This window comes from Leclercia sp. LSNIH1 (assembly GCF_002902985.1).
Lineage (GTDB): Bacteria > Pseudomonadota > Gammaproteobacteria > Enterobacterales > Enterobacteriaceae > Enterobacter.
Genome location: NZ_CP026167.1, coordinates 3,844,123 through 3,855,698, shown reverse-complemented (window position 1 = coordinate 3,855,698; position 11,576 = coordinate 3,844,123). Strand labels below are relative to the sequence as shown.

The 11,576-nt window shown below is 57.0% G+C and carries 11 protein-coding genes; all 11 read left to right on the top strand.

Annotated features, from left to right (window positions below):
* The first annotated feature begins 41 nt into the window (after positions 1–41).
* Positions 42–1,643 (top strand): methyl-accepting chemotaxis protein IV, encoded by a 1,602-nt coding sequence (gene tap, locus C2U54_RS19100; RefSeq protein ID WP_103180085.1) that lies wholly within the window; start codon positions 42–44, stop codon positions 1,641–1,643.
* A gap of 23 nt (positions 1,644–1,666) precedes the next feature.
* A complete protein-coding gene (gene cheR, locus C2U54_RS19095) occupies positions 1,667–2,536 on the top strand; it encodes a protein-glutamate O-methyltransferase CheR (protein ID WP_103180084.1) in 870 nt (289 codons plus the stop codon).
* Positions 2,533–3,582, top strand: a complete 1,050-nt coding sequence (locus tag C2U54_RS19090) for a protein-glutamate methylesterase/protein-glutamine glutaminase (RefSeq protein ID WP_103180083.1) — start codon at positions 2,533–2,535, stop codon at positions 3,580–3,582. Before cheR ends, C2U54_RS19090 begins: the two co-directional genes overlap by 4 nt.
* 16 nt (positions 3,583–3,598) lie before the next feature.
* The gene (gene cheY, locus C2U54_RS19085) at positions 3,599–3,988 is read left to right on the top strand and encodes a chemotaxis response regulator CheY (protein ID WP_032611971.1); all 390 of its coding nucleotides are present in this window, start codon (positions 3,599–3,601) and stop codon (positions 3,986–3,988) included.
* Positions 3,989–3,998: 10 nt separating this feature from the next.
* Complete coding sequence (cheZ, locus tag C2U54_RS19080) at positions 3,999–4,643, top strand: protein phosphatase CheZ (protein ID WP_103180082.1); 645 nt, start codon at positions 3,999–4,001, stop codon at positions 4,641–4,643.
* A gap of 273 nt (positions 4,644–4,916) precedes the next feature.
* Positions 4,917–6,065, top strand: a complete 1,149-nt coding sequence (flhB, locus tag C2U54_RS19075; RefSeq protein WP_103181105.1) for a flagellar biosynthesis protein FlhB — start codon at positions 4,917–4,919, stop codon at positions 6,063–6,065.
* Positions 6,058–8,136: a flagellar biosynthesis protein FlhA gene (flhA, locus tag C2U54_RS19070; protein WP_103180081.1), complete on the top strand. Its 2,079-nt coding sequence runs from the start codon at positions 6,058–6,060 to the stop codon at positions 8,134–8,136. Before flhB ends, flhA begins: the two co-directional genes overlap by 8 nt.
* On the top strand, positions 8,136–8,528 hold the full coding sequence (flhE, locus tag C2U54_RS19065; protein ID WP_103180080.1) for a flagellar protein FlhE: 393 nt from the start codon (positions 8,136–8,138) through the stop codon (positions 8,526–8,528). The genes flhA and flhE overlap by 1 nt, the downstream gene beginning before the upstream one ends.
* A gap of 198 nt (positions 8,529–8,726) precedes the next feature.
* Positions 8,727–9,176, top strand: coding sequence for a hypothetical protein (locus C2U54_RS19060; protein WP_103180079.1), 450 nt, complete (start codon positions 8,727–8,729; stop codon positions 9,174–9,176).
* A 41-nt stretch (positions 9,177–9,217) separates the two neighbouring features.
* Positions 9,218–9,730: a DUF805 domain-containing protein gene (locus C2U54_RS19055; protein WP_103180078.1), complete on the top strand. Its 513-nt coding sequence runs from the start codon at positions 9,218–9,220 to the stop codon at positions 9,728–9,730.
* A 259-nt stretch (positions 9,731–9,989) separates the two neighbouring features.
* Complete coding sequence (locus tag C2U54_RS19050) at positions 9,990–11,573, top strand: MFS transporter (protein WP_103180077.1); 1,584 nt, start codon at positions 9,990–9,992, stop codon at positions 11,571–11,573.
* Positions 11,574–11,576 lie beyond the last annotated feature (3 nt).

The window sequence follows — 11,576 nt, the reverse complement described above, 5'->3', positions numbered from 1 at the left end:
TACGTTAAATCGCGGCTGCTGGCCGCTAAATGGGAGCGTGGATGTTAAATCGTATTCGTATCTCGACCACCCTGTTTTTGATTTTGATTCTCTGTGGGGTGTTGCAGGTTGGCAGTAACGGCTTGTCATTTTGGGCTTTTCGCGATGGTTATCAAAATTTACAGGAGATGCAGGGCAGTAATCAGCAGCGTGAGCTGCTTACCCAGAGTCGGGCAGTCTTGTTGCAGGCCAGCACGGCGCTGAATAAAGCGGGCACCTTAACCGCCCTGAGCTATCCGCCCGATGACATTAAGGCGCTGATGGTGACCGCACGCGGTAGCCTGAAGCAGGCTGATGGCCTGTTCAAAACCTTTAGCGGCCAGGCGGCGATTAGCGCCAAGGACGCAGAGCTGAAAAAAGCGATGCAGGGTGCGTTCAGCCAGTGGTATGGCGATCTGGAGCATCAGGCGACGTGGCTTGAGAACAACCAGCTGTCAGATTTTCTGACCGCACCAGTGCAGGAATCGCAGGCGGCATTTGACGCCAGCACCGACGCCTGGCAGCAGGAGATCAATAACTTTGTGCAGGCGGCGGGGAATGACAGCCGCAACAGCTACCACATGTCCGGCGTGATTTTCGCCACCATGATTGTGCTGGCGGTGTTGCTGACCAGCGCCGCGCTGTTCTGGTCGCGCAAGATGATTGTCCAGCCGCTGGCAATTATCAGCAGCCATTTCGACAGCATTGCCAAAGGCGATCTGGCGCGGCCGGTGGCGGTATACGGCAAAAATGAAATTTCTGCCATTTTCGCCAGCCTGAAGGCGATGCAGGGCTCGCTGCGTGAAACGGTATCGGAGGTGCGTCAGGGCAGTTACGCCATGCACACCGGGATCGCCGAAATTGCCGAGGGCAATAACGATCTCTCTTCGCGCACCGAGCAGCAGGCGGCATCGCTGGCGCAAACGGCAGCCAGCATGGAGCAGTTAACCGCCACCGTCGGGCAGAACGCCGACAACGCCCGCCAGGCCTCTGGTCTGGCAAAGAGCGCGGCGCAGACGGCGAAGAAGGGGGGCGATCAGGCATCCCACGTGGCGAACACCATGAATGAGATCGCCGCCAGTTCGCAAAAGATTGGCGACATCATCAGCGTGATCGATGGCATCGCGTTCCAGACCAATATTCTGGCGCTGAACGCCGCGGTCGAAGCCGCCCGCGCGGGTGAGCAAGGGCGTGGCTTTGCGGTGGTGGCCGGCGAGGTCCGTAACCTGGCGAGCCGCAGCGCCAACGCGGCGAAAGAGATTAAGGTGCTGATTGAAGAGTCGGTGTCCCGCGTTCAGCAGGGTTCGGCGCTGGTGGATACGGCGGCGAAAACCATGACCGAGATCGTCAGCTCGGTCACCCGGGTTAACGACATTATGGGCGAAATCGCCTCCGCATCCGATGAACAGCGCCGCGGTATTGAGCAGGTGGCGCAGGCGGTAAGTCAGATGGATCAGGTGACTCAGCAGAACGCCGCGCTGGTGGAAGAGGCCGCGGCAGCCACCGATCAGTTAGCCGGCCAGGCGGATCACCTTACCTCGCTGGTGGCAGTATTTAATGTGAATGAACGTGTTGAAACAGTTACAGAAGTCGGGCGGTCGCAGGCCGTACCAGTCGGAACCTGAACGTGATTAAGTAAGAAGGCGCTATGACATCACCACTGCCCTCAGGGCAATCGTCATTATTGTTACAGATGACACAGCGCCTCGCGCTGTCCGACGCGCATTTCCGTCGGATATGTCAATTAATCTACCAGCGCGCGGGGATTGTGCTGGCCGATCACAAGCGGGACATGGTCTACAACCGCCTTGTGCGTCGCCTGCGCACGCTCGGACTGGATGATTTTGGTCGCTATCTGGGGATGCTGGAAGCAAATCCAAACAGCGCGGAATGGCAGGCGTTTATCAACTCCCTGACCACCAACCTGACCGCCTTTTTCCGGGAAGCACACCACTTCCCGGTGCTGGCGGAGCATGCCCGCCGCCGCAGCGGCGGCGAATATCGCGTCTGGAGCGCGGCGGCGTCGACAGGGGAAGAGCCTTACTCGCTCGCCATCACCCTGGCCGACACGCTGGGTACCGCCCCGGGCCGCTGGAAGGTGATCGCCAGCGATATAGATACCGAGGTGCTGCAAAAAGCACAGAGCGGGATCTATCGCCAGGAGGAGCTAAAAACGCTGTCACCCCAGCAGCTTCAGCGCTACTTCATGCGTGGCACCGGTCCGCACGAAGGGCTGGTGCGGGTGCGTAGCGAACTGGCAAATGCGGTGGAGTTCTCCATGGTCAACCTGCTGGAGAAGCAGTACAACGTGGCGGGGCCTTTTGACGCCATTTTCTGTCGTAACGTGATGATCTATTTCGACAAAACGACGCAGCAGGAGATCCTGCGCCGCTTTGTTCCGTTGCTCAAACCTGACGGTTTACTGTTTGCCGGGCACTCGGAGAACTTCAGCAATCTTGTGCGCGAGTTTAGCCTGCGTGGCCAGACGGTATATGCGCTGAGTAAGGATAAAGCATGAGTAAAATCAGGGTCTTGTCAGTTGATGATTCAGCGTTAATGCGCCAGATCATGACTGAGATTATCAACAGCCACAGCGACATGGAGATGGTGGCGACGGCCCCCGATCCGTTGGTAGCCCGGGATTTAATTAAAAAATATAACCCCGACGTGCTGACCCTGGATGTCGAAATGCCGCGCATGGACGGCATCGACTTCCTCGAAAAGTTAATGCGTCTGCGGCCGATGCCGGTGGTGATGGTCTCTTCACTGACCGGAAAAGGGTCCGAAATTACCCTGCGGGCGCTGGAGCTGGGGGCGGTGGATTTCGTCACCAAACCGCAGCTTGGCATTCGCGAGGGGATGCTGGCGTACAGCGAGATGATCGCGGAAAAAATTCGTACCGCGGCAAGGGCGCGGGTTGCTACGCATAAGCCGCTGGCGGCCCCGGCCACCCTGAAAGCCGGTCCGCTGCTGAGCTCGGAAAAGCTGCTGGTTATCGGCGCCTCTACCGGCGGAACAGAGGCAATTCGTCATGTACTCCAGCCATTGCCGCTTTCAAGCCCAGGTATTCTGATCACTCAACATATGCCGCCAGGCTTTACCCGCTCGTTTGCGGAGCGTCTGAACAAGCTGTGTCAGATTAGCGTGAAAGAGGCGGAGGATGGCGAACGCGTTCTGCCGGGGCATGCCTATATCGCCCCGGGCGACAAGCATATGGAGCTGGCGCGCAGCGGCGCTAACTATCAAATCAAAATTCATGACGGGCCGCCGGTTAACCGGCACCGTCCGTCGGTGGATGTGCTGTTTCATTCGGTGGCGAAACACGCGGGGCGCAACGCCGTTGGGGTGATCCTGACGGGGATGGGCAACGATGGCGCCGCCGGAATGCTGGCGATGCACCAGGCTGGCGCCTGGACCATCGCGCAGAATGAAGCAAGTTGTGTGGTGTTCGGCATGCCGCGCGAGGCCATCAATATGGTTGGCGTCAGCGAAGTGGTCGATCTTAGTCAGGTTAGTCAGCAGATGCTGGCGAAAATCAGTGCCGGACAGGCAATACGTATTTAACGAGGAGTGTAGTTTTATGGCGGACAAAGAGCTCAAGTTTTTGGTTGTGGATGACTTTTCCACCATGCGTCGCATCGTGCGCAACCTGCTTAAAGAGCTGGGTTTTAATAACGTAGAAGAAGCAGAAGACGGCGTTGATGCGCTGAACAAACTGAATGCCGGCGGCTTTGGTTTTGTTATTTCCGACTGGAACATGCCGAACATGGATGGTCTGGAACTGCTGAAAACCATTCGTGCGAATGCCGCGATGGCCTCTATGCCTGTGTTGATGGTGACGGCTGAAGCGAAGAAAGAGAACATCATTGCTGCGGCACAGGCTGGCGCAAGCGGATATGTGGTGAAGCCATTCACCGCGGCAACCCTGGAAGAAAAACTCGGTAAGATCTTCGAGAAACTCGGCATGTGAGGTACGGGAGATGATGCAGCCTTCGATTAAACCTACGGATGAGCATTCACCCGGCGACATAATTGCCCGCATCGGCAGCCTGACGCGTATGTTGCGCGACAGCCTGCGTGAGCTGGGCCTGGATCAGGCGATTGCGGAAGCGGCGGAAGCGATTCCCGATGCCCGCGACCGTCTGGATTATGTTGTACAGATGACTGCCCAGGCGGCAGAGCGTGCGCTGAACAGTGTTGAAGCGTCACAGCCGCATCAGGACGAGATGGAAAAGGGCGCAAAAGCGCTGACCAAACGCTGGGACGAATGGTTCGAAAATCCGATCGAACTCTCCGACGCCCGCGAACTGGTGACCGATACTCGTCACTACCTGAAAGCGGTGCCGGACCATACCAGCTTCACTAATGCCCAGCTGCTGGACATCATGATGGCGCAGGATTTCCAGGACCTTACGGGTCAGGTGATCAAGCGCATGATGGACGTGATCCAGGAGATTGAGCGTCAGCTGTTAATGGTGCTGCTGGAGAACATGCCGGAACCTTCCGCACGTCCACAACGCGAAAACGAAAGCCTGCTGAATGGCCCCCAGCTCGACACCACCAAAGCCGGTGTCGTGGCAAGCCAGGACCAGGTGGACGACCTGCTGGACAGCTTAGGGTTCTGATAGCCTGCGTTTTGCTGGAATTGCCGGGTGGCGCTGCGCTTACCCGGCCTACAAAACCTGCAATATCATCATATTGCGCGGTTCCGGTAGGCCTGTGCAAGCGAAGCGCCGCCAGGCAAAAACGCTACCTGTAAAGGTGGCGTTTTGTTCTTCCATTTTCCCTGTCACAGGCGAAAGCCCTAAATCAGCCCTTTTCACGCCCCTAATTAACGCATTGGTCAGGCGCGGCTTTGGCATCATATCGTCCAGACCTCTACCTGCGAGATGCTTGCCGTGGCAGAAGAAAGCGACGACAAAACAGAAGCCCCCACACCCCACCGACTTGAAAAAGCGCGTGAGGACGGGCAAATACCCCGATCCCGAGAACTCACCTCGCTGCTGATTTTATTGGTTGGCGTGTGCATTATCTGGATAGGCGGGGAGTCCCTTGCCCGCAGACTGGCCGGCATGCTCTCGGCCGGGTTGCGCTTCGATCACAGCATGGTCAACGACCCTAACCTGATCCTCAGCCAGATTATCTTGCTGATCAAAAGCGCGATGGTCGCGCTGCTGCCGTTAATCACCGGCGTAGTGCTGGTGGCTATCGTATCGCCGGTGATGCTGGGCGGGCTGGTGTTCAGCGGGAAATCGCTGCAGTTTAAATTCTCCAAGCTGAACCCCTTGCCTGGTATCGCGAGAATGTTCTCCGCGCAGACCGCCGCCGAACTGCTAAAGGCGTTGATGAAAGCGACGCTGATGGGCAGCGTGGCGGGATTTTTTATCTGGCATAACTGGCCGGAGATGATGCGCCTGATCAGCGAGTCGCCGTTCACCGCCATGCGCAACGCGCTCAATCTGGTGGGGCTCTGTTCGCTGCTGGTGGTGCTCTCGATTATCCCGATGGTCGGATTTGACGTCTTCTTCCAGATCTACAGCCACATTAAAAAACTGCGCATGTCCCGCCAGGACATCCGGGATGAACATAAGCAGATGGAAGGTGACCCGCACGTCAAAGGGCGTATTCGCCAGATGCAGCGTGCCGCCGCACGTCGCCGGATGATGGAAGATGTACCGAAAGCGGATGTGATTGTTACCAACCCAACCCACTACTCCGTTGCGCTGCAATATGACGAAAACAAAATGAGCGCGCCTAAAGTGGTGGCGAAAGGGGCGGGGCTTATCGCGCTGCGCATCCGCGAAATTGGTAATGAAAACCGTATCCCGATGCTGGAAGCGCCGCCACTGGCGCGTGCGCTCTACCGGCATGCGGAAATAGGACAACAGATCCCGGGCCAGCTCTATGCCGCAGTCGCGGAAGTGCTGGCGTGGGTATGGCAGTTGAAACGCTGGCGTCTTGCCGGTGGTCAACGGCCTGTCAAACCTGAGAATCTCCCGGTGCCTGCCGCGCTGGATTTTATGAACGAGAAGGACTCTGATGGCTAATCTGGTGGCAATGTTGCGCCTCCCCGGCAACCTGAAATCGACTCAATGGCAGATCCTTGCCGGGCCGATCCTCATCCTGCTAATCCTGTCGATGATGGTGTTGCCGCTGCCGGCATTCATCCTCGACCTGCTTTTCACTTTCAACATTGCGCTCTCCATTATGGTGCTGCTGGTGGCGATGTTCACCCAGCGCACCCTGGAGTTCGCCGCGTTTCCGACCATCCTGCTCTTCACCACGCTGCTGCGTCTGGCGCTGAACGTCGCCTCCACCCGTATCATTCTGATGGAAGGGCATACCGGCGGCGCGGCGGCAGGTAAGGTGGTTGAGGCCTTTGGCCACTTCCTGGTCGGCGGCAACTTCGCCATCGGGATCGTGGTGTTTATCATCCTCGTGATCATCAACTTCATGGTTATCACCAAAGGTGCGGGGCGTATCGCAGAAGTTGGCGCGCGTTTCGTCCTGGACGGGATGCCGGGTAAACAGATGGCAATTGACGCCGATCTTAACGCCGGTCTGATTGGCGAAGATGAAGCGAAAAAACGCCGTGCCGAAGTGACCCAGGAAGCGGACTTCTACGGCTCGATGGATGGTGCGAGTAAGTTCGTTCGCGGCGATGCCATTGCCGGTATTCTGATCATGGTGATCAACGTGATCGGCGGCCTGCTGGTGGGCGTGCTGCAACACGGAATGGCTATGGGCCAGGCAGCAGAGAGCTACACGCTGCTGACCATTGGTGACGGTCTGGTCGCCCAGATCCCGGCGCTGGTGATCTCCACCGCAGCCGGTGTGATCGTAACCCGCGTCGCCACCGATCAGGACGTCGGCGAGCAGATGGTCGGGCAGCTGTTCAACAACCCGAACGTGCTGATGCTCTCTGCCGCGGTACTTGGCCTGCTGGGCATGGTGCCGGGAATGCCGAACTTCGTCTTCCTGCTGTTCACCGCCGCACTGCTGGGGCTGGCCTGGTGGCTACGCGGACGCGAAGCCAAACCGAAGAGTGAGCCTGCTCCGGTGAAAATGCCGGAAAACACCCAGGCGGTGGAAGCCACCTGGAACGACGTCCAGCTGGAAGATTCGCTGGGCATGGAAGTGGGCTACCGCCTGATCCCGATGGTCGATTTCCAGCAGGATGGTGAACTGCTGGGACGTATCCGCAGTATTCGTAAAAAATTCGCCCAGGACATGGGCTTCCTGCCGCCGGTGGTGCATATCCGCGACAACATGGATCTGCCTCCTGCGCGCTATCGCATTCTGATGAAAGGGGTGGAGATCGGCAGCGGAGATGCCTATCCGGGGCGCTGGCTGGCCATTAACCCTGGCACCGCGGCGGGTACGCTGCCGGGTGAACAAACTATCGATCCGGCCTTTGGCCTGGCCGCCATCTGGATCGAAAGTGCCCTGAAAGAGCAGGCGCAGATCCAGGGCTATACCGTGGTGGAAGCCAGTACCGTCGTGGCAACTCATCTTAACCACCTGATTGGTCAGTTCTCCGCAGAGCTGTTCGGCCGCCAGGAGGCGCAGCAGCTGCTGGATCGCGTCACTCAGGAGATGCCGAAGCTCACCGAAGATCTGGTGCCGGGTGTCCTGACCCTGACCACGCTGCACAAGGTGCTGCAAAATCTGCTCGACGAGAAAGTGCCGATCCGCGATATGCGCACCATTCTGGAGACTCTGGCCGAGCATGCACCGCTGCAGAACGATCCGCACGAGCTGACGGCGGTGGTGCGCGTGGCGTTAGGCCGCGCCATCACTCAGCAGTGGTTCCCGGGTACCGGCGAGGTGCAGGTCATTGGACTCGACACGCCGCTTGAGCGTCTGCTGCTGCAGGCGTTGCAGGGCGGCGGCGGGCTGGAGCCGGGGCTGGCGGATCGTCTGCTGGCGCAAACCCAGGAGGCGTTGCAGCGTCAGGAGATGCTGGGGGCGCCACCGGTGCTGCTGGTGAATCACGCCCTGCGTCCGCTGCTCTCGCGCTTCCTGCGCCGCAGCCTGTCGCAGCTGGTCGTGCTGTCGAATATGGAACTGTCGGACAACCGCCATATCCGCATGACCGCCACCATCGGAGGCCAGTAATGCGTAAATTACTCTGGTTACTGGCCCTGCCGCTGATGGCGCAGGCCGCAGGGGAGGGGGCATGGCAGGCCAGCAGTATCGGCCTGACCCTTGCCCACCGTGGCGTGGCGGCTTCGTCACGCCCACTGTCGGCGCAGCAGCCGGTATCGGGCCTGATGACTCTGGTGGCCTGGCGCTATGAGCTGAATGGCCCGACCCCCGCCGGGCTGCGGGTGCGGCTCTGTTCCCAGACGCGCTGTACCGAACTGGATGGGGCCAGCGGCACGACCCATGCGTTCAACAACGTGCCCGCCGTCGAGCCGCTGCGCTTTATCTGGGAAGTCCCCGGCGGTGGTCGCCTCATCCCGGCCCTGAAGGTCCAGCGTAACGAAGTGATTGTGAACTACCGCTAACCCTCTGACTCCATTCCGTTCGCCCGAACGGAATGGGGGTGTCATTCCGCAGGCTTCGTTATTTTTCCTGCTCTTCTTGCCCTGTTAATTTTTCCCTCACTCTTTTCATTAAGAGAATAGCTCTGGAAGTCAACATCCGGAGAATATACTCTACGCGCTGAGATAATGTAATATACATATCAATGATGGAACGCAATAATGCAAAAGGGAGCAGGTATGAAATTGAGCTTTCAGCAAGTATGCATCTTTTGGGGGGTTATGGATGTTTTATATCTGGCAACCTATGTCTGGAAGAGTAGTACCCAGGGGCGTATTCCTTTCGTTGATGATATTATCAATTTTAGCGCGCTTTATTCAGAACAGGGTGGCAGCTACTGGCTCCTTATTCTCTTTGTTTTGTCAATGATAACAACCCTGTCCATTGGGTTTTCTGCCCTGTTTCTCCTTACCGCATGGAATAAGGTCGGCTACCTGGTAGCTGCGCAGACCCCTTTGCGCCTGCTGGTGGTTGTGCCGTCTCTCACCTTTTTACCCTGGATTATGAAATGGATTACTCCGGGGAACGTCGCGGTGGCATTATTTTTATTGCTGATTTCAGAGGCGCTAAAGGTCAGTTCGGTAATCATCTCAGGAAAATTAAATAAATAATGCTTAATCACTCAGGGATATTCTTTTAAAAGGATGAAGGTATGCATAAAAGTATTAAGGATTGTTATTTCGACGGCTGGGAAAAGGCGTTAGTTTATAAGGGGCGAGCGACAAGAAGAGAGTTCTGGTTATTTATCGTCATTAATATAGCGATTGTTCTCTTTATTGCCGCACTGAGTTATTGCTTTCTCATAGCATTGATTGCCGATCGTACCGGTCGCGGGGGAATGATACTGGTGTGGGCCTGGTTTGTCTGGCTTCCGCTCAGGGCGCTTGCCCCGGTAATCTTGCTCGTACCAGTCGTCTCACTGGGTATCCGCCGAATGCACGACGCAGGAAAATCGGGGTGGTGGTTTGGCGGGGCGCTGCTCTTCATTCTGCTGATCCTGCCGCTCATTCTGACGGGTATTCATCAGGTTATGCTTATCCCGGTAGATAATCACTCTGCAGAGCAGGTGACGGCGTTCATCACGATTACGCTAAATGTATTACCGGCTATCTATATTCTCTGGCTTTGCTGCTTACCAACACAACCCTCTGAACAGACCGTTTAGTGATCGCTTTTTCGCCAGTTATCAGGCTATTCTGATGACTGGCTCGCAAAACTGACCCCTCCTTTTGAAGCAAAAGAAACGCTGTTTTATAAAACAGTGACACGCGTAGTAATTCTCTTTGCATTTTTGCCAGTTGCCGCCTGGCGGTGGCAGAAACAGAAAGGTATCCCGTAAGCGATACTCTTACTGTAACCGTCTAGTCACTCCCGTTGGCGTCGCGTTAACCGGGAGTCATCTAAAACTTACAGGGTCGACGGTAATGAAAACACGTAAAATTGGACTCGCGAACTATCTTGCTTACGGATCGGGTGATTTTCTCGGGGCAGGGACCACAGCGCTGACCGCTGCCTGGCTATTATATTTCTACACCACCTTCTGTGGCCTCACGCCGATTGAGGCTACCTTCATCTTTGCGGCGGCAAGGGTTCTGGATGCCGTCGTCAGTCCGCTGATGGGCTTCCTGACCGATAACTTTGGCACCACCTGGCTTGGCAAACGCTTTGGCCGCCGCAAGTTCTTTATTCTGCTCGGCATCCCCTGCGTCTTCAGCTACTCGCTGATGTGGGTCGGCGATATGGGCTTCTGGTACTACCTGCTGACCTATCTGATCTTCGATATCGTCTACACCATGATCCTGGTCCCATACGAAACGCTGGTGCCGGAGATGACCGACGATTTCAAACAGAAAACCAAGTTCTCCGGCGCGCGTATCTCTATGGCGCAGATGTCGGCGATTCTGGCCTCGTTCCTGCCGGGTATTCTGTTAACCCACTTCGGTAAAGACAACGCCATCTCCTTCTTCTATGCCAGCCTGGTCTTCTCGGTGCTGTGCGCCCTGATGCTGACCTTCGTCTGGTTCTTCACCTGGGAACGTCCGCGTGAAGAGTGGAGCGAAGCCGCGCTGCGCGCCGAAGAGGAGAAGAAAAAACTGACCCTCGGCCAGAGCCTGAACCGTCTGTTCGTTGAGCTGAGCTCTACCCTGCGGATCAAAATCTTCCGCCAGCACCTGGGGATGTACCTTGGGGGCTACATCGCCCAGGATGTGTTCAACGCCGTCTTTACCTACTACGTGGTCTTTGTGCTGATGCAGGAAGCTTCTATGGCCTCGAATCTGCTGGGCACCATGGCTATCTTCCAGTTCCTGGCCGTTATCGCGATGATCCCGCTCTGCATCCGCTTTGGACCGGCACCGTCGTACCGCATGGTGGTGGTGCTGTTTGGTCTGGCGTCGCTCTCCTATGCCGGTTTGTATTACGCCGGTATGAGCGACATCTACGCGCTGCTGCTGCTGGTCTCTGCCCTGGCGGGTCTGGGTCGCGGTGGGATCAACTATGTGCCGTGGAACACCTACACCTATATCGCTGATGTGGATGAAGTCATCACCGGCCAGCGCCGCGAAGGGATCTTCGCCGGGATCATGACTCTGACCCGTAAAGCGTCCCAGGCGGGAGCCATCATGCTGGTGGGTATCGTCATGCAGATGTCTGGCTTTGTCAGCGGCCAGAAGGTGCAGCCGGAAGGGGTAAGCCACACCATTCTGATGATCCTGAGCGTGGGCACTATCCTGGTGCTGACCTGCGGCTTCCTGGTGTCGCTGCGCTTTAAGCTGAATTTACAGACGCACAATACGCTGCGTGAAGAGACGGCCAAAATGCGTGAATCTGGCCGCGCGATGCCGGAGGCCGCCACGCCGCAGGCCCGCACCACGGTTGAGATGCTGGCCGGTATGCCTTACGACTGCCTGTGGGGAAACAACAACATCGGCTATCTGAACCGCAATAAACCCGCTGCACCGTCCCTGAAAGAACGTGCTCCACTGAATTCGACATACAACAGAGGTTAAGAT

Excerpts from the sequence above, each read along its gene's own strand:
- C2U54_RS19090 (WP_103180083.1), top strand. The coding sequence starts at position 2,533 with ATGAGTAAAATCAGGGTCTTGTCAGTTGATGATTCAGCGTTAATGCGC.
- tap (WP_103180085.1), top strand. The coding sequence starts at position 42 with ATGTTAAATCGTATTCGTATCTCGACCACCCTGTTTTTGATTTTGATT.
- C2U54_RS19050 (WP_103180077.1), top strand. The coding sequence starts at position 9,990 with ATGAAAACACGTAAAATTGGACTCGCGAACTATCTTGCTTACGGATCG.
- flhA (WP_103180081.1), top strand. The coding sequence starts at position 6,058 with ATGGCTAATCTGGTGGCAATGTTGCGCCTCCCCGGCAACCTGAAATCG.
- C2U54_RS19055 (WP_103180078.1), top strand. The coding sequence starts at position 9,218 with ATGCATAAAAGTATTAAGGATTGTTATTTCGACGGCTGGGAAAAGGCG.
- flhE (WP_103180080.1), top strand. The coding sequence starts at position 8,136 with ATGCGTAAATTACTCTGGTTACTGGCCCTGCCGCTGATGGCGCAGGCC.
- C2U54_RS19060 (WP_103180079.1), top strand. The coding sequence starts at position 8,727 with ATGCAAAAGGGAGCAGGTATGAAATTGAGCTTTCAGCAAGTATGCATC.
- cheY (WP_032611971.1), top strand. The coding sequence starts at position 3,599 with ATGGCGGACAAAGAGCTCAAGTTTTTGGTTGTGGATGACTTTTCCACC.
- cheR (WP_103180084.1), top strand. The coding sequence starts at position 1,667 with ATGACATCACCACTGCCCTCAGGGCAATCGTCATTATTGTTACAGATG.
- cheZ (WP_103180082.1), top strand. The coding sequence starts at position 3,999 with ATGATGCAGCCTTCGATTAAACCTACGGATGAGCATTCACCCGGCGAC.